This is a genomic window from Pseudomonas sp. A125 (assembly GCF_055409485.1).
The window spans coordinates 90,663-114,376 of the sequence record NZ_JBUZVP010000025.1 but is presented as its reverse complement, the minus strand read 5'-3'; the positions used below and the strand labels follow the sequence as shown (position 1 = coordinate 114,376).

General features: G+C 60.9%; 22 protein-coding genes and 1 rRNA gene. 10 read left to right on the top strand and 13 right to left on the bottom strand.

The window, feature by feature from the left end; genetic code table 11:
• Positions 1–98 (top strand): 5S ribosomal RNA (gene rrf, locus ACZRN6_RS27570); the annotation flags it as partial.
• A gap of 295 nt (positions 99–393) precedes the next feature.
• Here rrf and ACZRN6_RS27565 read toward each other — a convergent pair.
• The gene (locus ACZRN6_RS27565; RefSeq protein WP_322142598.1) at positions 394–1,116 is read right to left on the bottom strand and encodes a response regulator transcription factor; all 723 of its coding nucleotides are present in this window, start codon (positions 1,114–1,116) and stop codon (positions 394–396) included.
• Between the two features lie 173 nt (positions 1,117–1,289).
• Between ACZRN6_RS27565 and ACZRN6_RS27560 the strand changes: the two genes are divergently transcribed.
• The 3 genes from ACZRN6_RS27560 (at position 1,290) to ACZRN6_RS27550 (ending at position 5,114) form a co-directional block, all read left to right on the top strand.
• Positions 1,290–1,541 carry a hypothetical protein gene (locus tag ACZRN6_RS27560; protein WP_464009294.1) on the top strand — a complete coding sequence of 84 codons (252 nt, stop codon included), beginning with the start codon at positions 1,290–1,292 and terminating at the stop codon, positions 1,539–1,541.
• Positions 1,542–1,808: 267 nt separating this feature from the next.
• On the top strand, positions 1,809–2,804 hold the full coding sequence (locus ACZRN6_RS27555; protein ID WP_464009293.1) for a FecR family protein: 996 nt from the start codon (positions 1,809–1,811) through the stop codon (positions 2,802–2,804).
• Between the two features lie 18 nt (positions 2,805–2,822).
• On the top strand, positions 2,823–5,114 hold the full coding sequence (locus tag ACZRN6_RS27550; RefSeq protein WP_322142600.1) for a CHASE2 domain-containing protein: 2,292 nt from the start codon (positions 2,823–2,825) through the stop codon (positions 5,112–5,114).
• Positions 5,115–5,294: 180 nt separating this feature from the next.
• Here ACZRN6_RS27550 and ACZRN6_RS27545 read toward each other — a convergent pair whose 3' ends face one another.
• The 4 genes from ACZRN6_RS27545 to glyQ form a co-directional block, all read right to left on the bottom strand.
• Positions 5,295–6,065: a lysophospholipid acyltransferase family protein gene (locus ACZRN6_RS27545; protein WP_003213596.1), complete on the bottom strand. Its 771-nt coding sequence runs from the start codon at positions 6,063–6,065 to the stop codon at positions 5,295–5,297.
• An 82-nt stretch (positions 6,066–6,147) separates the two neighbouring features.
• Positions 6,148–6,684 (bottom strand): D-glycero-beta-D-manno-heptose 1,7-bisphosphate 7-phosphatase, encoded by a 537-nt coding sequence (gmhB, locus tag ACZRN6_RS27540; protein ID WP_166742131.1) that lies wholly within the window; start codon positions 6,682–6,684, stop codon positions 6,148–6,150.
• 2 nt (positions 6,685–6,686) lie between these two features.
• The gene (glyS, locus tag ACZRN6_RS27535; RefSeq protein ID WP_322142602.1) at positions 6,687–8,741 is read right to left on the bottom strand and encodes a glycine--tRNA ligase subunit beta; all 2,055 of its coding nucleotides are present in this window, start codon (positions 8,739–8,741) and stop codon (positions 6,687–6,689) included.
• Positions 8,738–9,691 (bottom strand): glycine--tRNA ligase subunit alpha, encoded by a 954-nt coding sequence (gene glyQ / locus ACZRN6_RS27530; RefSeq protein ID WP_071486670.1) that lies wholly within the window; start codon positions 9,689–9,691, stop codon positions 8,738–8,740. Before glyQ ends, glyS begins: the two co-directional genes overlap by 4 nt.
• 81 nt (positions 9,692–9,772) lie before the next feature.
• Here glyQ and ACZRN6_RS27525 point away from each other — a divergent pair, with 81 nt between their 5' ends.
• Together ACZRN6_RS27525 and ACZRN6_RS27520 are read left to right on the top strand one after the other, a co-directional pair.
• Entirely contained in the window at positions 9,773–10,330 is a 558-nt protein-coding gene (locus ACZRN6_RS27525; protein WP_464009292.1) for a DNA-3-methyladenine glycosylase I, read from the top strand.
• Positions 10,331–10,370: 40 nt separating this feature from the next.
• On the top strand, positions 10,371–11,258 hold the full coding sequence (locus ACZRN6_RS27520) for a lysophospholipid acyltransferase (RefSeq protein ID WP_322142604.1): 888 nt from the start codon (positions 10,371–10,373) through the stop codon (positions 11,256–11,258).
• 130 nt (positions 11,259–11,388) lie between these two features.
• Here ACZRN6_RS27520 and ACZRN6_RS27515 read toward each other — a convergent pair whose 3' ends face one another.
• From ACZRN6_RS27515 to def, 5 genes are read right to left on the bottom strand one after another with little or no spacing between them, the layout of a single operon-like run.
• Entirely contained in the window at positions 11,389–11,700 is a 312-nt protein-coding gene (locus ACZRN6_RS27515) for a tetratricopeptide repeat protein (RefSeq protein WP_464009291.1), read from the bottom strand.
• 18 nt (positions 11,701–11,718) lie between these two features.
• Complete coding sequence (trkA, locus tag ACZRN6_RS27510; protein ID WP_003213611.1) at positions 11,719–13,092, bottom strand: Trk system potassium transporter TrkA; 1,374 nt, start codon at positions 13,090–13,092, stop codon at positions 11,719–11,721.
• 22 nt (positions 13,093–13,114) lie between these two features.
• Positions 13,115–14,425, bottom strand: coding sequence for a 16S rRNA (cytosine(967)-C(5))-methyltransferase RsmB (gene rsmB, locus ACZRN6_RS27505; RefSeq protein WP_322142606.1), 1,311 nt, complete (start codon positions 14,423–14,425; stop codon positions 13,115–13,117).
• On the bottom strand, positions 14,422–15,381 hold the full coding sequence (gene fmt / locus ACZRN6_RS27500) for a methionyl-tRNA formyltransferase (protein WP_464009290.1): 960 nt from the start codon (positions 15,379–15,381) through the stop codon (positions 14,422–14,424). The genes rsmB and fmt overlap by 4 nt, the downstream gene beginning before the upstream one ends.
• Before the next feature lie 57 nt (positions 15,382–15,438).
• On the bottom strand, positions 15,439–15,945 hold the full coding sequence (def, locus tag ACZRN6_RS27495; protein ID WP_003213617.1) for a peptide deformylase: 507 nt from the start codon (positions 15,943–15,945) through the stop codon (positions 15,439–15,441).
• A 313-nt stretch (positions 15,946–16,258) separates the two neighbouring features.
• On the opposite strand from def, the gene dprA reads away from it, so the two are divergent.
• Both dprA and tsaC read left to right on the top strand, forming a co-directional pair.
• The gene (gene dprA, locus ACZRN6_RS27490; protein ID WP_322142608.1) at positions 16,259–17,353 is read left to right on the top strand and encodes a DNA-processing protein DprA; all 1,095 of its coding nucleotides are present in this window, start codon (positions 16,259–16,261) and stop codon (positions 17,351–17,353) included.
• 54 nt (positions 17,354–17,407) lie between these two features.
• Positions 17,408–17,965, top strand: coding sequence for an L-threonylcarbamoyladenylate synthase type 1 TsaC (gene tsaC, locus ACZRN6_RS27485; RefSeq protein WP_322142609.1), 558 nt, complete (start codon positions 17,408–17,410; stop codon positions 17,963–17,965).
• 140 nt (positions 17,966–18,105) lie between these two features.
• Here the strand turns inward: tsaC and ACZRN6_RS27480 are convergent, their stop codons facing one another.
• A complete protein-coding gene (locus tag ACZRN6_RS27480; protein ID WP_322142610.1) occupies positions 18,106–19,083 on the bottom strand; it encodes an NADPH:quinone reductase in 978 nt (325 codons plus the stop codon).
• A gap of 159 nt (positions 19,084–19,242) precedes the next feature.
• Between ACZRN6_RS27480 and hemF the strand changes: the two genes are divergently transcribed.
• Positions 19,243–20,172 carry an oxygen-dependent coproporphyrinogen oxidase gene (gene hemF / locus ACZRN6_RS27475; protein ID WP_322142611.1) on the top strand — a complete coding sequence of 310 codons (930 nt, stop codon included), beginning with the start codon at positions 19,243–19,245 and terminating at the stop codon, positions 20,170–20,172.
• On the top strand, positions 20,172–20,990 hold the full coding sequence (gene aroE, locus ACZRN6_RS27470) for a shikimate dehydrogenase (RefSeq protein WP_464009289.1): 819 nt from the start codon (positions 20,172–20,174) through the stop codon (positions 20,988–20,990). The genes hemF and aroE overlap by 1 nt, the downstream gene beginning before the upstream one ends.
• A gap of 53 nt (positions 20,991–21,043) precedes the next feature.
• Here the strand turns inward: aroE and ACZRN6_RS27465 are convergent, their stop codons facing one another.
• Positions 21,044–22,612: a SulP family inorganic anion transporter gene (locus tag ACZRN6_RS27465; protein WP_464009288.1), complete on the bottom strand. Its 1,569-nt coding sequence runs from the start codon at positions 22,610–22,612 to the stop codon at positions 21,044–21,046.
• A 175-nt stretch (positions 22,613–22,787) separates the two neighbouring features.
• A complete protein-coding gene (gene choX, locus ACZRN6_RS27460) occupies positions 22,788–23,708 on the bottom strand; it encodes a choline ABC transporter substrate-binding protein (protein WP_322142614.1) in 921 nt (306 codons plus the stop codon).
• Positions 23,709–23,714 lie beyond the last annotated feature (6 nt).

The following is a 23,714-nucleotide window of genomic DNA, read 5'->3' as shown; positions in this document are numbered from 1 at the left end:
TTGGAACCACCTGATCCCATCCCGAACTCAGCAGTGAAACGATGCATCGCCGATGGTAGTGTGGGGTTTCCCCATGTGAGAGTAGGTCATCGTCAAGATCAAATTCCGAAACCCCTACCTGCGCATACAGGTAGGGGTTTTGTTTGTCCTCAAAAAAATCCTGATTGCCAAAGTATTGATCAAATAGCTAGTCAGGGTGGGGTGGGATTTTCTACCGGAGTTAGGAAAATAGGCCGGGCTTCTAAGGTCTATACGGCCCTCCCCCGCTACCAATGATAGTGGTCGGCCCCTACATCAGGTTGCAGCGCAAAACGAAAAAGGCCAACGCTAAACGTTGGCCTTTTTTATTGAGTGGAACATGGAGTCTTTTGTAAATGCTCCACGTGGAACATCTCAATCTTCAGAGGCCGCTGTCACGCTCTCCAGCCGATAACCATACCCGTAGATAGTCAGCAACTGCCAGCCGCGGTCCGCGGTCAGCCCCAGCTTATTACGCAGTCGGTAGATATGCGTATCCAGCGGCCTTGAAGACACCATCTCTTCATGGGACCAGAACCGCTCATACAGATATTCCCGAGACAGCGGCCGCGCGAGGTTTTCGAACAGGCACCGAGCCAGGCGGTATTCGCGTTCGGTCAGGCTGATGGGCTTCCCTGCCCTGCTCACCGTGAGTTCAGCATCGTCAAACGTCAGGTCGTTGAAGGTCAGCACTTCGCTGGCTGCGGACTTCTGCAAGCCGTGGCGCCGCAATACGGCATTCACCCGGGCCTTAAGTTCGTTGGGGCGAAATGGTTTGCTCACGTAATCATCAGCACCACTGTTCAACGCCTGGACGATATCGCTCTCGGCATCACGGCTGGTGAGCATGATGGCGGCTGGGGGGGCTTCCATGTGCTCACGAGTCCAGCGCAGCAAGGCCAGGCCGCTCAGGTCGGGCAGTTGCCAGTCGAGGATCAGCAGGTCAAAGGTTTCCCGGCGCAGTTGGCGCAGCAAGTCTTCTCCACGCTCGAAACAATGCAGGGTCCATGGCTGATCCGCAGCGCTGGGGATTTGTCGCAGTGTCTGTTCCACCCGCCGCAGTTCAGCAGGTTCGTCATCCAGTATTGCGACACGCATGGCAGGGTCCTTTCTTATTGAAGAATGCGGGCGTTGAATCTGAACAATTATGGCCAGATTCGCAGGCCCTCTGAATCTCTCGGTACGCTGATATCAAATGGCCGTAAGCCATTGGAAATCGTCAATACCCAAGCTGGGAAGATACCGGCTCGAGACCTTCAGGAAAAGGATCAATGGCAATCAGGTTTTATGCTGTTTCGAGACGCGTGGCCGTTCTGGAGAAGGTTAATGTATGGGGAACACTGGTATTGGTGGTGATGGCTGCAACCCTGGGTGCAGAAACGGTAGGGGCCAATAAGCCGGCGGCACCTACAGCGTTCGATGAGCGTCAAATGTTGAATGAGCCCAGCGATGACGTGGGGTTCGCCAGCTCACCGTTTCAGCACCTCAGCGAACAGCAGCAGACTCAACGCTGGATATTTTAAGTAGCGCCAAATCTGAACAAATGTTGCGAATCGATCCGATGTACCTATGTTGTAGGTAAATTCGCTGTCGCTGGATGACACACGGATTGGAGCGAGGGAAGTGCTCCGACACAGGGACGTGTCATCTTCTGCAATGGAACCGTCCCCACATATTTTGGCTATCGACGGCGATACCTCATCGAGTATCGTAGGCGGTACTCCAGGTCTTCCCGCTGCAAGACGCTTTCTGAAAGTGCTTTCTGATGCCCCATTAGAACTAGAATCTTGATGAGCGCCATGACCTTTTTCCCCTGCCGATTCCGCTTTGCCTTTTCTACCCTGCTGGGCTCTGGCCTGATCGTTACACTTGGCGTCATGAGCCTGCCGGCCTTTGCACGTCCCACCCCTCCCCGCGCACCCTACATCGACGGCAACCAAATGTGCCGTGCGCAGCCCCTGCCGGCGGTGGTGCAGCACATGACAGGCGAAGCCTGGAAACTGGATGCAAAGGGTCGGTCCACGGCCTTGGAAGAAGGCATGGTCATTGACGAGCAGGAGGGTGTGAAAACTTCGCCAGCCGCCTTTGTCAGCTTGCTGCTGGGCGACGGCTCGCGAATCGTCTTGCCGTCCAGTTCCCAGGTTCGACTGCACCTGGTCGCGGAGCAATCTATCCCCCAGGTCATTCTAGAGGAAGGCCAGGTCGAGGCTTACGTGATCAAGCGGGCCAGTGACTATGACCGTTTCCAGATCATGACCCCGGTTGGCGTGCTGGGGGTACGCGGCACGCATTTCCGTGTGCGTAACGATGGCGAACAATCGCTGGTAGAAGTGCTCAATGGGCAAGTGGCGGTGAATCGTGATGATACGCCGCCGGCCCAGCGACGGGCCAGGAACAAGCCCATTACGGGGCCGGTTGCGGGTGAAGTAAAGGTCGGCGCGCGGCAGGGCTTGGCATTCAAGAAACAAGGTGAACTCAAACCGGTGGAACTGCTTGATGCCCCACGCCTGGTCGGCCAGGATGGCCAAAAAGGTGACGCGCCGGTGTGGACTCTGTTCCTGCGGCCATTGGCCGGTGCCCAGCGTTACAGGGCCCAGGTTGCGACCGACAAGGCGTTTTTGAACATCAAGCAGGAGAACTTCTCCGACAAGCCACAAATGCACTTCACTGGACTGAAAGCATCGTTCTATCACGTGCGTTTGTCGGCCTATGATGAACACGGCCTGGAGGGAGAAACCGGCGTCTATGACATCTTTTATTACCCGCCTGCGACTCGGGTGCAATAGCGCTGCGCAGGCGCGCCGGTGAGCCTGTGGAGCAGGGCTGAAAAGCGCCAGCCGACACAAGCTCAACGGCTGTTCAATGGCTTGGTGCGTGAATGGCTTTGGGTCAGCCTGCTGCTGTTACCCATCACGGTGTTCCTGTCCCTGAGCCCGGGCCTGGCCCTCAATAATCTGCTGTATGACAGCCTGCGCCGCCTGGCGCCGTTACCGGTTGATCCACGCATCCTGCTGGTGGCCATTGACGACCGAAGCCTGAAAGAGCTTGGCCAGTGGCCCTGGTCGCGGCGTGTACATGCCGACTTGCTTGACCGACTGAGCGCCGCCAAGCCTGCGGGCATTTTGTTTGATGTGATCTTCAGTGAGCCCGCCCGTGAACCGGCCAATGACCTGCGTCTGGCAGAGGCGATGTGCAACGCTGGCACTGTTCTGTTGCCGCTGATCCGTGAAGGTTCACCACGATCCGGCCAACAGGTGGCGCAAATCCTGCCCGTGCTGCCCCTGCGTGATTGCGCCAGGAGCGTCGGCCATATCAACGTTGAAGCAGACAGTGACGGTATCGTTCGAAGCCTGTATTTGCGTGAAGGTCCGCCAGGGCACCTGACGCCACAACTGGCCTGGTTGGCCTTTGAACTCAGTGGCCAGCAATCCGTAATGCCGGGCGCGCCGGGCCCGTCGGACAGCGCGAGCTGGCAGCGGGAAAACGCCATTCGAATTCCTTTCATTGCAAGCGGTGCCGGCTTTCCCAGCGTGCCCTATACCAGCGTATTACGCGGCGAGGTACCGCCCGAGCTGCTGCGCGGCCGCTTGATCCTGGTCGGTGCCACCGCGCCGGGCATGGGCGACCGGTACGTCACACCCCTGTCGGCCAGCGTCGGTACCACGCCGGGCGTGGAGATCCAGGCGAATATCCTCAATGGCTTGCTGCAAGGGCGCAGCATTGTCGACCTGCCCGTGTGGATGGCGACGCTGCTGGCCACCGCGCTGGTCGCGTTGCTATTGGGCTTGCTGCTGTTTCGTCCGCGTTATGCGCTATGGCTGACCCTCGGTTGCATGGGCGCAGCGCTTCTTGGCGCTTGGGCCCTGTTGCGCCTGGGGCATTGGTGGTCACCGGCGGCGTGCCTGATTGGCATGTTGCTCAGTTACCTGATCTGGAACTGGCGGCGCCTGAGCGTCATCCTGGCCTACTTCGGCTGGGAACTGGCCCGCCTGGACAACGAGCCCAAAGTGCTGCCGGAGCGCCGCCGAGCACCCGCCAGCCAAGGTGATGTATTACAGGGACGCATCTTCGCTCTGGAGCAAGCAGTGAGCCGTACCCGCGACACCCGACGGTTCATGGCCGATGGCCTGGAGTGTTTGCCGGTAGCGACCTTGATTACCGACCCCAAGGGCAACGTCCTGTTGGCTAATCGGATTGCTCGTAACGTGTTCGGCAACGACCTGGTGGCGGAAAACGTGCTGGAGCAGCTCGCGGCGCTAGGTTACCCACCGTTGCAACACGGCGCTCGCCCGGCCCTGTCTGCCTTGGAGGTTGTCGAGTTTCGCGATGCGCTTAACCGCAGCCTGCGCCTCGACCTGGCCCCCCTGTTGCCTGCAGACGATGATGTAGCCCTGGGCTGGCTGTTGAGCCTCACAGACCTGAGCATCGAGCGTGATGCCCAGCAGCAGCGGGAAACCTTGCTACGCTTTCTTTCCCATGACCTGCGCGCACCGCATTCGGCGATCCTGGCCCTGTTGGATGTCCAGGACACGGCTGCGCCGATCTTTGCCCAAATCGAACAGCAAGTCCGTCGTGCGCTGAACCTGACCGAATCATTCGTGCAACTGGCGAAAGCTGAATCTGATGGCTACCAATTCCAGCCCAGCGTGTTCGCCATGCTGGTGCTTGATGCTTTTGACCAGGTGGCAGTGCACGCTCAGTTGAAACGCATCCATCTGGTTCATGACCTGGATGAGGACGGCGACGAGATAGTCTGGGCGGACCAGTCGCTGTTGACCCGCGCCCTGTTCAATCTGCTGGAGAACGCGGTCAAATACAGCCCATCAGGTACTACCGTGACATTAAGTCTGACCCGCAGCGAAGAACGTTTGGAATGCCGCATCAGCGACCAGGGGACAGGAATTGCCCCGCAGGACCTGCCCGAACTCTTCGGCCAATATCGACGCTTCGCCTCGGCTCAGGGCAGTGAAGGATTAGGATTGGGGCTGACCATGGTCAAGGCGGTGGTGGATCGCCACGGCGGGCGGATCGGCTGCGAAAGTGTGGTGGATAAAGGCACGACCTTCATCCTTCAGCTGCCGTTGTGGAGAGAGTGAGCTGCTGCTTTTTGCCTGTGCATAAAAAACCGGTCTCAAGGACCGGTTTTTTAATGCGGAAAAAACTTATGCACCTTTTCCGTTGTTTTATGAGCTTGGGAAATATGTAAGTAAATCAGCAGCCTATGAGCCAAAAACACCGATTCGCCAACAAACCGTACACAGGTTATCCACAGAAACTCAAATCACCGGCGTATCCACTACAACTGGCTCAGGCGGCAGCGAACCCATGGCCCTTTGTTGCGCTTCATTCCACGCCTGGGCACGGTCGTTCAGCGCTGCAATGGCGCGTGGGCCTTCCCCCTCGGCATACATCGGTTCACCAATGATCACGGTGATAGTGCCTTCACGCTTGGCCCAGCCGGTCTTTGGCCAGAACTTGCCGGCGTTGTGGGCAATCGGCAGCACCGGCAGGCCGGCGTTCACCGCCAATGCCGTGCCGCCGCGTGAGAACTTGCCCACGGTGCCGTAGGGCACCCGCGTACCCTCCGGGAAGATCAGCACCCAAACGCCATCCTTGAGCAGCTCGTCGCCCTTCTTTGCCACATGCTTGAGCGCCGCCTTGGGGTTGTCGCGGTCGATGGCGATTGGTCGCAGCATGGCCATGGCCCAGCCGAAGAACGGCACGTACAACAGTTCACGCTTGAGCACCTGGCTCAGGGGCGAAAAGTAAGCAGACAGGAAAAAGGTTTCCCAGGTGCTCTGGTGGTTCGACAGAATCACGCACGGCTGGTCCGGGACGTTTTCGGCGCCCTTGATCTCGAAACGAATGTTCAGGAACACCTTGGTCAACCACAACGCGCAGTTGCACCAAAAGACGTTGATGAAACGATAGCGCGCCTTGAACGGCAGAAAAGGCGCGATAAAAAAGCTCAGGGTGCACCAGAGAAAAGAACTGGTGCCCAGCAGCAGGTAAAAGAAGAAGGTTCTGATGGCCTGCAAAATCGACATGGCGGCATTTACCGTTGCGGGACAACGCCCGCCTGTTAAAAGCGCGCTCCCGAACAGTCCTTGGTCAGGAAGTCGAGGGCTGCTAGTTGTTGATAAGTTCTGCGGCAACCGCCGCCAGATCGTCAAAAATCAAGGTACCTACCGGCAGGGTTTTAGCCTGGGTCTTTTCGCCTTTCCCGGTCTTTACCAAAACTGGCTGAGAGTCGACGGCTTTGGCAGCTTCCAGGTCACCAAGGCTGTCCCCGACAAACCATAGACCCGCCAACGGCACGTTGTAATGTTCAGCAATAGTTTTAAGCATACCCGGTTTGGGCTTGCGGCAATCGCAGCCTTCATCCGGGCCGTGCGGGCAATACACCACCAGCCCTACCTCACCGCCCTGCTCGGCCACCAGCGTGCGCAGGCGCGCGTGCATGGCGTCGAGTGTGGCAATGTCGTAGTAGCCGCGGGCGATGCCGGACTGGTTGGTGGCGATGGCCACCGTCCAGCCCGCTTTGCTCAACTGCGCAATGGCCTCGATCGAGCCGGGCAGTGGAATCCATTCCGCCACCGATTTGATGTAAGCGTCGGAGTCGTAATTGATCACTCCGTCCCGATCGAGAATCAGCAGTTTCAACATGGTCAGCTCAGGGTCGAAATGTCAGCGATATTGACGAACAAGCCACGCAGGCGCGCCAACATGGCGTAGCGGTTTTTGCGCACGCCCGCGTCTTCGGCATTGATCATCACCGCTTCGAAGAACGCATCCACCGGCTCACGCAAGGTGGCCAGGCGCGCCAGTGCTTCGGCGTAGTTGCGCTCGGCGATCAGTGGTTTCACCGCGTTTTCTGCCTTGGCGATGGCCGAGTTCAGCGAGAACTCCTTGGCATCGGCAAACAGGCCTGGGTCGACTTCGGCATTGCCGAGGTTGTCGGCCTTGCTCAACAGGTTCGACACACGCTTGTTCACCGCGGCCAGCGCACCGGCTTCCGGCAACTTGCGGAAGGCCTGCACAGCCTGCACGCGTTGGTCGAAGTCCAGCGCCGAACCCGGTTGCAGGGCGCGCACCGAGAGGTATACCGAAACGTCCACGCCTTCGTCTTCGTAACGCGCCCGCAGGCGGTCGAACACGAACTCCAGCACTTGTTCAGCCAGGCCCGCTTGCTTGACCTTGGCACCGAACTGGCCAACCGCGAACACCACGGCCTGGGTCAGGTCGAGGTCGAGCTTCTTGTCGATCAGGATGCGCAGCACGCCCAAGGCCGCACGGCGCAGGGCATACGGGTCTTTGCTGCCGGTAGGCAACATGCCGATACCGAAGATACCGACGAGGGTATCCAGCTTGTCCGCGATGGCCACTGCTGCACCGGTGAGGGTGGTTGGCAGTTCAGCGCCAGCGCCGCGCGGCATGTATTGTTCGTTCAGCGCCAGGGCAACGTCTTGCGGCTCGCCATCATTGAGGGCGTAGTAGTAGCCGGCGACACCTTGCATCTCCGGGAACTCGCCGACCATCTCGGTGGCCAGGTCACACTTGGAGAGCAGGCCTGCACGCGCTGCCCAGGCAGCATCGCCACCAATACGCGGCGCGATGTAGGCCGCCAGCTTGGAAACCCGCACCGCCTTGTCGTAGACGCTGCCGAGTTTTTCCTGGAACACCACGTTTTGCAGGCGCAGGTTGAAGTCTTCCAACTTCTGCTTCTTGTCTTGCTTGAAGAAGAACTCGGCGTCGGTCAGGCGCGGGCGAACGACTTTTTCGTTACCGGCGATGATCTGCTGCGGGTCCTTGCTTTCGATGTTGGCCACGGTGATGAAGCGCGGCAGCAACTTGCCGTCCACGTCCAGCAGGCAGAAATACTTCTGGTTGTCCTGCATGGTGGTGATCAGCGCTTCTTGCGGTACGTCGAGGAAGCGTTCTTCGAACGAGCACACCAGCGGCACAGGCCATTCAACCAGGGCAGTCACTTCGTCCAGCAGGCTTGGCGGCACGATGGCGGTGCCTTCCTGCAGGCGGGCCAGCTCTTCGGTGCGCTTGCTGATCAGCTCGCGACGCTCATTGGCATCGGCCAGCACGTAGGCGGCACGCAGGTCGGTGGCGTAGTTGGCCGGCGAGGTGATGCGAACGGCTTCAGGATGGTGGAAGCGGTGACCCCGGGAGTCACGGCCGGCCTTCTGGGCGAGGATAGTGCAGTCGACCACTGCGTCGCCCAGCAGCATTACCAGCCACTGGGTTGGGCGCACGAACTCTTCCTTGCGGGCACCCCAGCGCATGCGCTTGGGGATAGGCAGGTCGTTCAAGGAGTCTTCGACAATGGTCGGCAACAGGCTGGCGGTTGGCTTGCCCTTGATCACCTGGCTGAAACGCAGTTTCGGCCCGCTCTGGTCAATTTCGCTCAGCTCAACGCCACACTTCTTGGCAAAACCAAGGGCGGCTTGAGTCGGGTTGCCTTCAGCATCGAAGGCCGCCTGGCGTGGCGGACCGTCGAGGTTGATGCTGCGGTCGGGCTGTTGGGTTTCCAGCGCAGTGAGCAACACAGCCAGGCGACGCGGCGCAGCGTAGACCTTCTTTGCAGCGAACTTCAGGCCAGCAGTTTGCAGGCCCTTTTCGATGCCGGCCAGGAACGCGTCGGCCAGGGTGTTCAGTGCCTTGGGTGGCAGCTCTTCGGTGCCCAGTTCAACCAGGAAATCTTGAGCACTCATTGTGCAGCCTCCAGCTTAGCCAACACTTCATCACGCAGGTCCGGGTGCGCCATCGGGAAGCCCAGCTTGGCGCGAGCCAGCAGGTAGGCTTGGGCGACGGAACGCGCCAGGGTGCGTACACGCAGGATGTATTGCTGGCGCGCGGTTACCGAGATGGCACGGCGGGCGTCCAGCAGGTTGAAGGTGTGGGATGCCTTCAGGACCATTTCATAGCTCGGCAACGGCAGCGGCTGATCCAGTTCGATCAGGCGCTTGGCTTCGCTTTCATAGAAGTCGAACAGTTCGAACAGCTTCTCGACGTTGGCGTGTTCGAAGTTGTAGGTCGACTGCTCCACTTCGTTCTGGTGGAACACATCGCCATAGGTGACCTTGCCGAACGGGCCGTCAGCCCATACCAGGTCGTAGACCGAGTCCACGCCTTGCAGGTACATGGCCAGGCGCTCGAGACCGTAGGTGATCTCGCCGGTCACCGGGTAGCACTCGATGCCGCCGGCTTGCTGGAAGTAAGTGAACTGCGTCACTTCCATGCCGTTGAGCCAGACTTCCCAGCCCAGGCCCCAGGCGCCGAGGGTTGGTGATTCCCAGTTGTCTTCGACAAAACGGATGTCGTGGACCAGCGGGTCCAGGCCGACATGTTTCAGCGAGCCCAGGTACAGCTCCTGGAAGTTATCCGGGTTTGGCTTCAATACCACCTGGAACTGGTAGTAGTGCTGCAGGCGGTTCGGGTTTTCGCCGTAGCGGCCGTCAGTCGGGCGACGACTGGGCTGCACATAAGCGGCGTTCCAGGTTTCCGGGCCGATGGCCCGCAGGAAGGTAGCGGTGTGGAAAGTGCCGGCGCCTACTTCCATATCGTAGGGCTGAAGTACCACACAACCTTGCTCGGCCCAGTATTGCTGGAGGGCGAGGATCAAGTCTTGGAAGGTACGCACGGCTGGCGTAGGCTGGCTCACGAAATTCACCTGTTACTTGGGCTGCGATTTAAAGAGCGGGAGTATACCCGATTCGGCCGCGCCACCATCCCCTGGAGCCTTATGCCACGCTGCTTTTGGTGTTCTGAAGATCCGCTGTACATGGCTTATCACGATCAGGAGTGGGGAACGCCGCTGCGCGATGCGCAGGGCTTGTTCGAGTTGCTTTTGCTCGAAGGGTTCCAGGCGGGCCTGTCCTGGATCACCGTTTTACGCAAGCGCGAGCATTATCGAAAGGTCTTGTTCGGCTTTGATGCGCAGCGTTTGGCGCAACTAAGCGATGCCGAGATTGAAGTGCTGATGCTCGATCCGGGCATCGTGCGTAACCGCCTGAAACTCAATGCCACCCGGCGCAATGCCGCCGCCTGGCTGGCGTTGGAGGATCCGGTGGGGTTGCTCTGGTCGTTTGTCGGTGGCGTGCCCAAGGTCAATCATTTCACGGATCGCAGCCAGGTCCCGGCGATTACGCCCGAGGCTGAAGCGATGAGCCGCGCCTTGAAAAAAGCCGGCTTCACGTTCGTCGGGCCGACCATTTGTTACGCGTTCATGCAGGCCTCGGGCATGGTCATGGACCACACCCAGGATTGCGACCGTTACGCGGACCTGGCCAACGCCGGGTAGAATGGCGGCTTTGCGCACCACACACGATCAGGAGTGACCTGTGGAAAAGTTTAAAGGCGCCTTGCTGGTAGGCGCTCTTCGGTTGTTTGCCCTGCTGCCTTGGCGCGCGGTGCAAGCGGTCGGTTCGGCGATTGGCTGGCTCATGTGGAAAACCCCCAACCGCTCCCGCGACACGGTGCGGATCAACCTGTCCAAATGCTTCCCCGACATGGACCCGGCCGAGCGCGAGCGCCTGGTGGGCCAGAGCCTCAAGGACATCGGCAAGTCCCTGACCGAAAGCGCCTGCGCCTGGATCTGGCCGGCCCAGCGTTCCATCGACCTGGTGCGTGAAGTCGAAGGCCTGCAAGTGCTGCACGACGCGTTGGCGTCGGGCAAAGGCGTGGTGGGCATCACCAGCCACCTGGGCAACTGGGAAGTGTTGAATCACTTCTATTGCAGCCAGTGCAAGCCGATCATTTTCTACCGTCCGCCCAAGCTCAAGGCGGTAGACGACCTGCTGCGCAAACAGCGGGTGCAACTGGGCAACCGCGTGGCGGCGTCCACCAAGGAAGGCATCCTCAGTGTGATCAAGGAAGTGCGTAAAGGCGGCCAGGTGGGCATTCCCGCCGACCCGGAGCCGGCAGAGTCGGCCGGGATCTTTGTGCCATTCTTCGCCACCCAGGCGCTGACCAGCAAGTTCGTACCGAACATGTTGGCGGGGCACAAAGCGGTCGGGGTGTTCCTGCATGCCCTGCGCCTGCCGGATGGCTCGGGCTATAAAGTGATCCTGGAAGCGGCGCCGGAAGACATGTACAGCACCGACACCGCCACGTCGTGTGCGGCGATGAGCAAGGTCGTGGAGCGGTATGTGGCGGCCTACCCAAGCCAGTACATGTGGAGCATGAAGCGTTTCAAGAAACGCCCGCCGGGTGAGGCGCGGTGGTACTGATGTACGTGGATCTGTAGACCCATGCAGATCTAGTGTGGGAGCTGGCTTGCCTGCGATGGCATCGCCTCGGTGTAACTGAAAGACCGAGTCGCCTGCATCGCAGGCAAGCCAGCTCCCACAGGAGTCTCTTTCAGGCCTGGCGGTCGAGTTTCTTCAGGAACACCGTCATTTCTTTTTCGGCCTGTTTGTCGCCATGGGCCTGGGCCGCTGTAATCCCCTGCTCCCACGCCAGCCGAGCCGCAGCCTGATCACCTTGCCCCAGCTGCGCCTTGCCCAACAGCTTCCACGCCGCCGAATACTTCGGATCAAACTCGACGCACTTTCGCAAATGCTCGGCCGCCTTGGCGTTGTCCTTCAGGTCCAGATAGCCCTTGCCCAAGCCAAACCGCAGCAGCGAGTTATCCACGCCCTTGGCGAGCATTTTTTCCAGGGATTCGAGCATGTCGGTCACTCCGTTTGATCAGAAAAAGCTCAGGCCCACGTGGAACAGCTTCTCCACATCGCGGATATGTTTTTTATCCACAAGGAACAAAATCACATGGTCGCCGGTGGCGATCACCGTGTCGTCGTGGGCGATGATCACCTCTTCATCACGGATGATTGCGCCAATGGTGGTGCCCGGCGGCAGGCCAATGTCGCGGATCGCCTTGCCAATCACCTTGCTCGACTTCGAGTCACCATGGGCAATCGCCTCGATGGCCTCCGCCGCGCCCCGGCGCAATGAGTGCACGCTCACGATATCGCCGCGCCGCACGTGGGCCAGCAAGGTGCCGATGGTCGCCAGTTGCGGGCTGATGGCTATGTCGATATCGCCGCCCTGGATCAGGTCGACATAGGCCGGGTTGTTGATGATGGTCATCACCTTCTTCGCCCCCAGCCGCTTGGCCAGCAACGAGGACATGATGTTGGCTTCGTCGTCGTTGGTCAGGGCCAGGAAAATGTCGGCGTCGGCGATGTTCTCTTCCAGCAGCAGGTCGCGGTCCGAGGCGCTGCCTTGCAGCACCACAGTGCTGTCGAGGGTGTCGGACAAGTACCGGCAGCGTGCCGGATTCATCTCGATGATCTTCACCTGATAGCGGCTTTCGATGGCCTCGGCCAACCGCTCACCAATCTGCCCGCCGCCGGCGATAACGATGCGTTTGTAGGTTTCATCCAGACGGCGCATTTCGCTCATCACCGCGCGAATATTCGCCTTGGCCGCGATGAAAAATACTTCGTCGTCTGCCTCGATCACCGTATCGCCCTGGGGCAAAATCGGCCGGTCGCGGCGGAAGATCGCCGCCACTCGCGTCTCGACGTTGGGCATGTGCTCGCGCAGCTGGCGCAGTTGCTGGCCCACCAACGGCCCGCCGTAGTAGGCCTTGACCGCCACCAGTTGCGCCTTGCCTTCGGCAAAGTCGATCACCTGCAAGGCGCCCGGGTGTTCGATCAGGCGCTTGATGTAGTGGGTCACCACCTGTTCCGGGCTGATCAGCACGTCTACCGGAATTGCGTCGTTGTCGAACAGCCCGGCACGGGTCAGGTAGGCCGCCTCACGCACCCGGGCGATTTTGGTCGGGGTGTGGAACAGGGTGTGGGCGACCTGGCAGGCGACCATGTTGGTCTCGTCACTGTTGGTGACCGCCACCAGCATGTCGGCATCGTCGGCACCGGCCTGGCGCAGCACCGTAGGAAACGACGCACGACCTTGTACGGTACGGATGTCCAGGCGGTCGCCCAGATCCCGCAGGCGCTCCGCGTCGGTGTCGACCACGGTGATGTCGTTGGCTTCACTGGCCAAATGCTCGGCCAGCGTACCGCCAACCTGCCCTGCGCCGAGGATGATGATTTTCATCCGGTCACTCCCTTAAAACCATTCAGCCGCGAGCGGCGGCAATCTTGATCAGCTTGGCGTAATAGAACCCGTCGTGGCCGCCTTCCTGGGCCAGCAACTGGCGGCCATGAGGCTGCTTGATCCCGGCCTGGATGTCGAGGTCCAGTTCGCGTGCCCCGCTGGTGCGGGCCAGGAAGGCCTCGATGACTTCGGTGTTTTCGGTGGGCAGTGTTGAGCACGTGGCGTACAGCAGGACGCCGCCGACTTCCAGGGTCGGCCACAACGCGTCCAGCAACTCGCCTTGCAACACGGCCAGGGCTGCGATGTCGTCGGGTTGGCGGGTCAGCTTGATATCGGGGTGGCGGCGGATCACGCCGGTGGCGGAACACGGCGCGTCCAGCAGGATGCGCTGGAAGGGCTTGCCGTCCCACCAGCTGGCGGTATCGCGACCATCGGCGGCGATCAGCTCGGCGCTGAGGCCCAGGCGCGCGAGGTTTTCCCGCACGCGCACCAGGCGCTTGGCTTCCAGGTCCACGGCGACGACGCCGGCCAGGTCTGCCTGTACTTCCATGATGTGGCAGGTCTTGCCGCCGGGGGCGCAGCAGGCGTCCAGTACGCGTTGGCCCGGGGCCAGGTCCAGCAGGTCGGCGGCCAGTTGCGCGGCTTCGTCCTGCACGCTGATCCAGCCTTCGGCGAACCCAGGCAAGTTACGTACATCGCCAGGTTCTGTAAGAACAATGCCGTCCTGGCTGTAGACACAGGCTGTGGCCGCGATACCGGCTTCGCCGAGTAGCGTGAGGTAGGCGTCACGCGTGTGATGACGGCGATTGACCCGCAGGATCATCGGCGGGTGCGCGTTGTTGGCGGCGCAGATGGCTTCCCACTGCTGCGGCCAGAACGCTTTCAGGGATTTTTGCAGCCAGCGCGGGTGGGCAGTACGCACCACCGGGTCGTGTTCCAGCTCGGCCAGCAGGGCTTCGCTTTCACGCTGGGCACGGCGCAGCACGGCGTTGAGCAAGGCTTTGGCCCAAGGCTTTTTCAGCTTGTCGGCGCAACCGACGGTTTCGCCGATGGCGGCGTGGGCCGGCACGCGGGTGTAGAGCAGTTGGTACAGGCCCACCAGCAACAGCGCTTCGACATCGGCATCTGCGGCCTTGAACGGTTTTTGCAGCAGCTTGGCCGCCAGCGCCGACAACCGTGGCTGCCAGCGGGCGGTGCCGAAGGCCAGGTCTTGAGTGAAACCGCGGTCACGGTCTTCGACTTTATCCAGTTGGGTCGGCAACGAACTGTTGAGGGAGGCCTTGCCGTTGAGGACGGCGGCCAGGGCCTTGGCGGCGGCCAGACGTGGGTTCATTGCGCGTCCACCGCTTGGCCGAGAACGATGCCTGCGGCAAATTTCTCACGACGGCTGTTGAACAAATCGCTGAAGTTCAGCGCCTTGCCGCCGGGTAATTGCAGACGGGTCAGGCACAGCGCCTGTTCGCCGCAGGCAACAAGAAGACCGTCCTTGCTGGCGCCGATGATCTCACCGGGGGCGCCCTGGCCGTCGGCCAGAGTAGCGGCCAGTACTTTCAAGGCTTCGCCATTGAGCGTGCTGTGGCAGATCGGCCACGGGTTGAAGGCGCGTACCAGGCGCTCCAGCTCCACGGCCGGGCGGCTCCAGTCGATGCGGGCTTCGTCCTTGTTCAATTTGTGGGCGTAGGTCGCGAGGCTGTCGTCCTGCACTTCGCCTTCCAGAGTACCGGCGGCCAGGCCGGCGATGGCCTGGACTACAGCCGGCGGGCCCAATTCGGCGAGGCGATCGTGCAGGCTGCCGCCCGTGTCTTCAGCGGTGATCGGGGTCGTGACTTTCAGCAGCATCGGGCCGGTGTCCAGGCCTGCCTCCATGCGCATCACCGTTACGCCACTTTCGGCATCACCGGCTTCGACGGCACGCTGGATCGGCGCCGCACCGCGCCAGCGTGGCAGCAGCGAGGCGTGGCTGTTGATACAGCCCAGGCGCGGGATATCCAGCACGGCCTGGGGCAGGATCAAACCGTAGGCCACCACCACCAGCAGGTCCGGCTTCAGCGCGGCCAGTTCGGCCTGGGCATCGGCGTTGCGCAGGGTTGGCGGCTGCAACACTACGATGTTGTTTTCCAGCGCCAACTGCTTGACCGGGCTGGGCATCAGTTTTTGCCCACGACCGGCCGGGCGATCGGGCTGGGTGTAGACCGCCACGATTTCATAAGGGCTGGCGAGCAGGGCCTTGAGGTGTTCGGCGGCGAATTCGGGGGTGCCGGCAAAAACGATGCGCAGTGGCTCGGTCATGGGAAACGTCTCACAAAAGAAAAAGGCTTGCCGGAGCAAGCCTTTGAAAGAAGGGAATCAAGCTTGCTGGCGATGCTTTTTTTCCAGCTTCTTCTTGATCCGGTCGCGTTTAAGCGTGGACAGGTAATCGACAAACAACTTGCCGTTGAGGTGGTCGCATTCGTGTTGGATGCACACCGCCAGCAGGCCTTCGGCAATCATCTCGAACGGCTTGCCGTCACGGTCCAGGGCTTTGATCTTGACGCGCTGGGGACGGTCGACGTTCTCGTAGAAGTCGGGCACCGACAGGCAGCCTTCCTGGTACTGGCCCATCTCGTCGGTCAGGGTTTCGAACTCAGGGTTGATAAACACCAAGGGCTCGCTGCGGTCTTCGGACAGGTCCATGACCACGACGCGCTGATGCACATCGACCTGAGTCGCGGCGAGGCCGATACCCGGGGCTTCATACATTGTTTCAAACATGTCATCGACCAACTGACGAACCTTGGCGTCCACTACGGCCACTGGCTTGGCGATGGTGCGCAGGCGTGAGTCCGGAAATTCGAGGATGTTCAAAATAGCCATAAGCGTAATTGCTGCACATGTGAGGTAAAGGCAAGTCGGCGCCGGGGATGGAACCCCAAGGTGCCGCTGGAAAACGTCCGGAAGCCGCGATGGCTCTGGCGTATCACGCGAATGCACATAATAAAGGAGATTCACCCCATGAGGAAATCGCTACTCGTCTTGCGGCTGCGGGCCCGGGCCGTCGTGCTGCAACGTATCACGCTCCCTGGCGGTGATAGACCGTTTTCAGGTGCCTGATCGAAGGCAATAATTAGGTTGCTAAATAAGTTACCAACAGAGTTATCCACAGCTTGTTCCGATCAAGGACGATCAAATGTTACCGACGAATGACCGCGAAATTTCCCCGGCAGAACTGGAAGCCCGACTACGCTTGCACAGGCTGCCGGAACTGGGTCCCAAAGGCTTTCAAAAACTTATTGAGGCATTTGGTTCTGCGTCAAAAGCCATCAGCGCTCCGGCCAGTGCCTGGCGTTCGCTTGGCCTCAAGGCGGCCAGCGCCGATGCCCGGCGCAGCGAGGCAGTACGTGATGGCGCCAGTGCGGCATTGCGCTGGTTGGAGCGCCCGGCCCAGCATTTGCTGATGTGGGACCAACCCGACTACCCGGCACTGCTCGCAGAACTGGATGACGCGCCGCCGCTATTATTCGTTGCTGGCAACCCGGCAATCCTGGATAAACCGCAATTGGCGATGGTCGGCAGCCGCCGTGCCTCAAGGCCGGGAATGGACACCGCCGCCGCGTTTTCCCGCAGCCTGGCAAGTGCCGGTTTTGTCATCACCAGTGGCCTTGCCCTGGGTATCGACGGTGCTGCTCACCAGGCGGCTTTGGATGTTGGTGGACATACAATCGGCGTGCTGGGCACCGGGCTCGAAAACTTTTATCCACAGCGCCACCGACGCCTGGCCGAGGCGATGATTGCCCAAGGCAGCGCGGTGGTTTCCGAGTTTCCGTTGGACACCCCGCCACAGGCCGGTAACTTCCCACGGCGCAACCGTATTATCAGTGGCTTGTCCCTCGGCGTGCTGGTGGTGGAGGCCAGCATGGCCAGCGGTTCGCTGATTACCGCGAAGCTTGGGGCTGAACAAGGGCGTGAGGTTTACGCGATTCCCGGCTCGATCCATCACCCCGGGGCCAAGGGCTGCCATCAGTTGATCCGCGACGGCGCCGTGCTGGTGGAAACCATTGAACACATTCTGGAAAACCTGCGCGGCTGGCAGGCGCTGTCCCGCCCGGCACCGATTGCGGTGACTCATCCGCTGGTGGGGTTGTTGCGCGCCGCGCCTCACACCAGCGAAGCCTTGGCGATTGCCAGCGGAAGAGCCCTGTCCGAGGTGCTGGCCAGCCTCACGGAGCTGGAACTGGAAGGCTGGGTGATTTGCGAAAGCGGACGCTGGCTTGCGCGCGGCTAGGTTTTGTAACGAAGATCGGTAAACTGCGCAGAGCTTTAGTCCGGAGAGTGAGCAATGGTCAACAGGTGGCGTGTGCGAGAAGCCGCACGAGAGATTCGCGCAGGCGCGGTGATTGCCTATCCAACCGAGGCGGTCTGGGGGTTGGGTTGTGACCCTTGGAATGAGGAAGCCGTGGATCGCTTGCTGGCGATCAAGGGCCGTTCTGTGGATAAAGGCCTGATCCTGGTTGCCGACAATATCCGCCAGTTTGATTTCCTCTTCGAAGACTTCCCGGACCTGTGGATAGACCGCATGGCCAGCACCTGGCCGGGCCCCAATACGTGGCTGGTGCCCCATCAGGACCTGCTGCCCGAGTGGATCACCGGGGTGCATGACACGGTGGCGCTGCGGGTGACCGATCATCCACAGGTGCGGGATTTGTGTTCGCTGGTTGGGCCGTTGATTTCTACCTCGGCCAATCCACAAGGCCGCCCGGCGGCGCGCACACGAATTCGTGTGGAGCAGTATTTCCGTGGGCAGGTGGACCTGGTGTTGGGCGGGAATCTGGGGGGGCGCAAGAACCCGAGCCTGATTCGGGACCTGGCGACGGGCGAGGTTGTGCGGCCTTCCTGAGACCGAGTCGCGACCATCGCGGGCAAGCCCGGCTCCCACAGGGATCTCTGTTGAACACCTATTTGTGTGCACTGAAGATCAACTGTGGGAGCCGGGCTTGCCCGCGATGAGGCCCTCGCAGGCCCCAGTGACCTAAAGCCTTACGGCAACAGAATGGTCGACCCAGTCGTGCGCCGCGCCGACAACTCGGTTTGCGCCTTCGCCGCATCCCCCAGCGAAAACCGCTGATTAATATCAATCTGCAATTTCCCGCTGATGATCATCGAAAACAGATCATCGGCCATCGCCTGCAGGGTTTCCGGGTTGTTGGCGTAGGTCGCCAAAGTTGGCCGGGTGACATACAGCGAGCCCTTCGCCGCCAGAATCCCCAGGTTGACGCCGTCCACGGCACCCGACGCATTCCCAAAGCTCACCACCAGCCCGCGTGGCGCCACGCTGTCCAGTGAGGTCAGCCAGGTGTCCTTGCCTACGCCGTCGTACACCACCGGGCATTTCTTGCCGTCAGTCAGCTCCAGCACGCGCTGTGCGACATTTTCCTTGCTGTAGTCGATGGTTTCCCAGGCGCCGAGGGATTTGGCCAGCGCCGCTTTTTCCGGCGAACTGACGGTACCGATCAGCTTCACGCCCAAGGCCTTGGCCCATTGGCAAGCCAGCGAACCCACACCACCGGCTGCGGCGTGGAACAGGATGGTTTCGCCACCCTTCAACTCATAGGTCTGGCGCAACAGGTACTGCACGGTCAGGCCCTTGAGCATTGCACCGGCGGCCTGTTCGAAGCTGATGTCGTCCGGCAGGTGCACCAGGTTGGCGGCAGGCAATACATGCAATTCACTGTAGGCACCCAGCGGGCCGCTGCCGTATGCCACGCGGTCACCGACCTTGAATTGAGTGACTTCACTGCCCACGGCATCAACAACGCCGGCGCCTTCCGCGCCCAGGCCCGATGGCAAGGCCGGTGGCGCATACAGGCCGCTGCGAAAATAAGTGTCGATGAAGTTCAGGCCAATGGCCTTGTTCTGCACGCGGACCTGCTGTGGGCCGGGTTCTGCCGGGGTGTAGTCCACATACTCAAGCACTTCGGGGCCGCCATGGGCACGGAACTGGATACGTTTGGCCATCTGCACTCTCCTCAAGTCAATTTCGCGTAGCCCCCTATCGGACTCCTAAGCTTGATCTTCGTCAACTGCGGCAGTGGTGGGTGCAGTGGTATCCTGTGCGCCCATTTGCCGCCGACGCCCAATGGCCTCGCGTAGCTTTGCCCGATTCAAGGTGATGTCATGACTACCCGCACCGAGGCTGTCAAAGCCTACCTGCTCGACCTGCAAGACCGCATTTGCAGCGCCCTGGAAACCTTCGAGACGGACACTCGCTTTATCGAAGACGCCTGGACCCGGCCTGCCGGCGGCGGTGGTCGCACCCGTGTGATCGAAAACGGTTCGGTAATTGAAAAGGGCGGCGTTAACTTTTCCCACGTGTTTGGCAGCGGCCTCCCACCGTCTGCCAGCGCGCATCGCCCAGAATTGGCCGGTCGCGGCTTCGAAGCCCTTGGCGTGTCGCTGGTGATTCACCCACACAACCCGCATGTGCCGACTTCCCACGCCAACGTGCGATTTTTCATTGCCGAAAAAGAAGGCGAAGAGGCAGTGTGGTGGTTCGGTGGCGGCTTCGACCTGACGCCCTACTACGGCAACGAAGAAGACTGCATCCACTGGCACCGCGTGGCCGAACAGGCCTGCGCGCCATTTGGTCCGGACGTGTACTCGCGCTACAAGGCCTGGTGCGACAGCTACTTCCACATCAAGCACCGCAACGAACCGCGCGGCATCGGCGGCTTGTTCTTCGATGACTTGAACGAGTGGGACTTCGACACCAGCTTCGCCTTCATGCGTGCGATCGGCGACGCCTACATCGACGCGTACCTGCCGATCGTCCAGCGCCGCAAGGCCATGGCTTATACCGAGCAGCAGCGCGAGTTCCAGGAGTTTCGCCGTGGCCGCTACGTCGAGTTCAACCTGGTCTACGACCGTGGCACCCTGTTCGGCCTGCAATCGGGCGGGCGCACCGAGTCGATCCTGATGTCGCTGCCACCGCAAGTGCGCTGGAGCTATGACTGGAAGGCCGCACCCGACAGCGAAGAAGCACGCCTCACCGACTACTTCCTGCAAGACCGCGACTGGCTGGGCGTGCTGCCCAAGGCGGCGGTCTGATGGATCGTTACGTCGTCTTCGGCAACCCCATTGGCCACAGCAAATCGCCGCTGATTCACCGCCTGTTTGCCGAACAAACTGGTGAGCAACTGGACTACAACACCTTGCTCGCGCCGCTGGAGGATTTCACCGGCTGTGCCCGTGAGTTTTTCCAGCAAGGCCGTGGCGCCAACGTCACCGTGCCGTTCAAGGAGGATGCCTACCGCTTGGCCACCGCCCTGACCGAACGTGCCCGACGTGCTGGCGCGGTGAATACCCTGAGCAAGCTCGGCGATGGCACTCTGCTGGGCGACAACACCGACGGCGCTGGCCTGGTACGGGATTTGACGGTGAATGCCGGGTTTAGCCTGCAAGGTAAACGTATCCTGCTGCTGGGTGCCGGTGGCGCCGTGCGCGGTGCGCTGGAACCGTTGCTGGCTGAACAACCGGCGTCGCTGATTATCGCCAACCGCACCGTAGAAAAAGCCGAATTGCTCGCCGAGCTGTTCGACGACCTCGGCCCGGTGTCTGCCAGTGGTTTCGACTGGCTACGTGAGCCGGTGGACCTGGTCATCAACGCCACGTCCGCCAGCCTGTCGGGCGATGTACCGCCGATTGCCGGCAGCCTCGTTGAGCCGGGCAAGACCTTTTGCTACGACATGATGTACGGCAAAGAGCCAACGGCGTTCTGCCGTTGGGCCAGTGAGCAGGGCGCAGCGGTTGCGATGGATGGCCTGGGAATGCTGGTGGAGCAGGCCGCGGAAGCGTTCTTCCTGTGGCGCGGCGTGCGCCCGGATTCGGCACCGGTACTGGCTGAACTGCGCCGGCAACTGGCCTGATGCAAATCTAAATGTGGGAGCAGACAAGCCAGCTCCCACAGCTTCAACCGTTTTCAGTCTTCGAATTGGATGGGGCATTTATCGGCCCCTTCCAGCTTCTTCAACTCTTCCACCACCTGCGGCCGGGCCTTGCGCAACGCCAGGCTGCGTCCCACGCCATTCAATCGACGCGCCTCCTGGTGCAGCATCTCCACCCCGGAATAGTCGATAAAGTTGATCTGCTGCGCCTCGATCACCACCCGCTGGCCGTGCAGGCTTTGCAGCCGCACTTGCAGGTAATGGCTGGCGCCGAAAAAGATCGACCCGCCCACCCGCAGCACATCGTCCTCACCGTCACGCCATTGCTGAACCCGCGGCTGCGAGGTGCGCTTGAGGTAGAAAAACAGTGACGCCAGCACGCCTGCGTAAATCGCCGTCTGCAATTCCAGCAACAGCGTGGCGATGCAGGTCAGGCTCATCACCACGAACTCCGCGCGGCTGACCCGGAACAGCGCCCGGATGCCGCGATGGTCCACCAACCCCCAGCAAATCAGCAGGATGCTCGCGGCCATGCTCGGGATTGGAATGTGTGCGATCAGCACCGCGCCGAACAGCGCAAACAGCGCCACCCACAGCGCGGAAAATACCCCGGCCAGCGGCGAACAAGCGCCCGCCTCATAGCTCAGGCCCGAACGGGTAAAGGAACCTGCCGACAAGTACCCGGAAAAAAATCCGCCGACGATGTTGGATAAACCCTGCGCGCGCACTTCCTGATTCGCATCGAGCAATTGCTGGGAGCGGGCCGACAGCGAGCGCGCAATCGACAGACTGGTCACCAGCCCCAGCATGCCCACCGCCACGGCGCTCGGTAACAGGCGCAAGACCATGTCCAGGTCCATCGGCAGCGGGCTGAAGGGCGGCAGCTTGCCGACAAATGAACTGACCCGCGCCACGTGCCCGAACATCGCCGGCCACAGCCATGCAATGACGCTGCCCAAGGCCAATGCAATCAACAGCGTTGGCCAGCGCGGTACCCACAGTTTCAGCAACACACCCACCAGTAAGGTGCCCAGCCCAAGCAGCAGTGACGCCCGGTCCCACTCCCCGGCATGGTTGATCAGCGCCAGGAGGCTGTTGATCGCCGTGGCCTGGCTGGGCAGGTCGAGCCCCAGCAGGTTGGGCAACTGGCCCAGGGCGATCACCACCGCCGCACCGAGCGTGAACCCGAGCACCACCGAGTGCGAGACGAAATTCACCAGGGCGCCGAAGCGCAGCATGCCCAGTAGCCATTGGAAGACTCCGGCCAGGAACGTCAGCAACAGGATGAGTGTGATGTAGTCCTGGGAGCCGGGCACGGCCAGCGGGCTGACGCTGGCGTACAGCACGATGGAAATCGCCGCCGTGGGGCCGCAGATCAGGTGCCAGGAGGAGCCCCACAAGCAGGCGATCAGCACCGGGATGATTGCGGCGTACAGGCCGTATTCCGGTGGGAGACCGGCGATCAGCGCGTAGGCGATGGATTGAGGTAATGCCAGGACTGCCCCGCTCAGGCCGACGATCGCGTCCCGCCCGACGCTGGCGCGAGTTTGGCGCGGGAGCCAGCTGAGGAAGGGGAAGAGTGTGTGGCGGTTGGGCCGGGGCATTTAGGGCTCGGATTGATAGGTTTGAATCAGGGTATCAGGACAAACGCCGGACTGTGGGAGTCCGCTGACTGTGGGAGCCGGGCTTGCCCGCGATACAGGCGCCTCGGTCCTACAGGGACACCGCGGTGATGCTATCGCGGGCAAGCCCGGCTCCCACAGGGTGCGGCGTCAGCCGTTAGAGCTTGGCTTTTACAGCGGCCAGCGCATCCTGACCGTCGGCGGTTTTAACCCCGTCCAGCCACTTATCCAGCACCGCCGGGTTCGCCTTGATCCACGCCTTCGCCGCCTCGGCATTGGTGAGTTTCTTGTTCACCACCTCAGCCATGATGGCGTTTTCCATCTCCTGGGTGAAACTCAGGTTGGTCAGCAATTTCCCCACATTCGGGCACGCCTGCGCGTAGCCCTTGCGGGTCAACGTATACACGCTGCCGGTGTCTCCAAAGTACTTCTCACCACCCTTGAGGTAATGCATCTTCAACTGCACGTTCATCGGGTGTGGCGTCCAGCCGAGGAAGGTCACGAACTTCTGCTTCTTCACCGCCCGCGACACTTCGGCCAACATGGCTTGTTCGCTGGACTCAATCAACTTCCACTGGCCCAGGTCAAAGTCATTCTTCTTGATGATCTCCTGCAACGAGATGTTCGCCGGCGCACCCGAACCGATGCCGTAGATCTTCTTGTCGAACTTGTCGGCAAATTTGTTCAGGTCGGCAAAGTCGTGCACCCCGGCGTCCCACACGTAGTCCGGTACGGCCAGGGTAAACTCGGTGCCGTCGAGGTTCTTCGCCAGTTGCACCACATCGCCATTGGCCACGAACTTGTCATAGAAGCCCTGCTGCGCCGGCATCCAGTTACCCAGGAACACATCCACCTGGCCGTCCTTGAGCCCGCCAAAGGTGATCGGCACCGCGAGGGTGTCGACCTTGGCCTTGTAGCCCATGCCGTTCAACAGAAAACCGGTGATGGCATTGGTGGCGGCGATATCGCTCCAGCCCGGATCAGCCATCTTCACGGTGTCGCAGCTGGTGTCCGCGTAGGCGCCGGCACTGCTCAATGCCAGCAGCGCAACGCTCAACACGGTGGATAATTTTTGCATGGCCTT

Coding starts and splice junctions, on each gene's coding strand:
- ACZRN6_RS27545 (WP_003213596.1), bottom strand. CDS start 6,065: ATGTCGATTTTGCAGGCCATCAGAACCTTCTTCTTTTACCTGCTGCTG.
- gmhB (WP_166742131.1), bottom strand. CDS start 6,684: ATGTTGAAACTGCTGATTCTCGATCGGGACGGAGTGATCAATTACGAC.
- aroE (WP_464009289.1), top strand. CDS start 20,172: ATGGATCGTTACGTCGTCTTCGGCAACCCCATTGGCCACAGCAAATCG.
- dprA (WP_322142608.1), top strand. CDS start 16,259: ATGTTACCGACGAATGACCGCGAAATTTCCCCGGCAGAACTGGAAGCC.
- tsaC (WP_322142609.1), top strand. CDS start 17,408: ATGGTCAACAGGTGGCGTGTGCGAGAAGCCGCACGAGAGATTCGCGCA.
- def (WP_003213617.1), bottom strand. CDS start 15,945: ATGGCTATTTTGAACATCCTCGAATTTCCGGACTCACGCCTGCGCACC.
- ACZRN6_RS27560 (WP_464009294.1), top strand. CDS start 1,290: ATGGCAATCAGGTTTTATGCTGTTTCGAGACGCGTGGCCGTTCTGGAG.
- trkA (WP_003213611.1), bottom strand. CDS start 13,092: ATGAAAATCATCATCCTCGGCGCAGGGCAGGTTGGCGGTACGCTGGCC.
- fmt (WP_464009290.1), bottom strand. CDS start 15,381: ATGACCGAGCCACTGCGCATCGTTTTTGCCGGCACCCCCGAATTCGCC.
- ACZRN6_RS27515 (WP_464009291.1), bottom strand. CDS start 11,700: ATGCTCGAATCCCTGGAAAAAATGCTCGCCAAGGGCGTGGATAACTCG.
- ACZRN6_RS27480 (WP_322142610.1), bottom strand. CDS start 19,083: ATGGCCAAACGTATCCAGTTCCGTGCCCATGGCGGCCCCGAAGTGCTT.
- glyS (WP_322142602.1), bottom strand. CDS start 8,741: ATGAGTGCTCAAGATTTCCTGGTTGAACTGGGCACCGAAGAGCTGCCA.
- ACZRN6_RS27555 (WP_464009293.1), top strand. CDS start 1,809: ATGAGCGCCATGACCTTTTTCCCCTGCCGATTCCGCTTTGCCTTTTCT.
- hemF (WP_322142611.1), top strand. CDS start 19,243: ATGACTACCCGCACCGAGGCTGTCAAAGCCTACCTGCTCGACCTGCAA.
- ACZRN6_RS27565 (WP_322142598.1), bottom strand. CDS start 1,116: ATGCGTGTCGCAATACTGGATGACGAACCTGCTGAACTGCGGCGGGTG.
- ACZRN6_RS27525 (WP_464009292.1), top strand. CDS start 9,773: ATGCCACGCTGCTTTTGGTGTTCTGAAGATCCGCTGTACATGGCTTAT.
- choX (WP_322142614.1), bottom strand. CDS start 23,708: ATGCAAAAATTATCCACCGTGTTGAGCGTTGCGCTGCTGGCATTGAGC.
- ACZRN6_RS27465 (WP_464009288.1), bottom strand. CDS start 22,612: ATGCCCCGGCCCAACCGCCACACACTCTTCCCCTTCCTCAGCTGGCTC.
- rsmB (WP_322142606.1), bottom strand. CDS start 14,425: ATGAACCCACGTCTGGCCGCCGCCAAGGCCCTGGCCGCCGTCCTCAAC.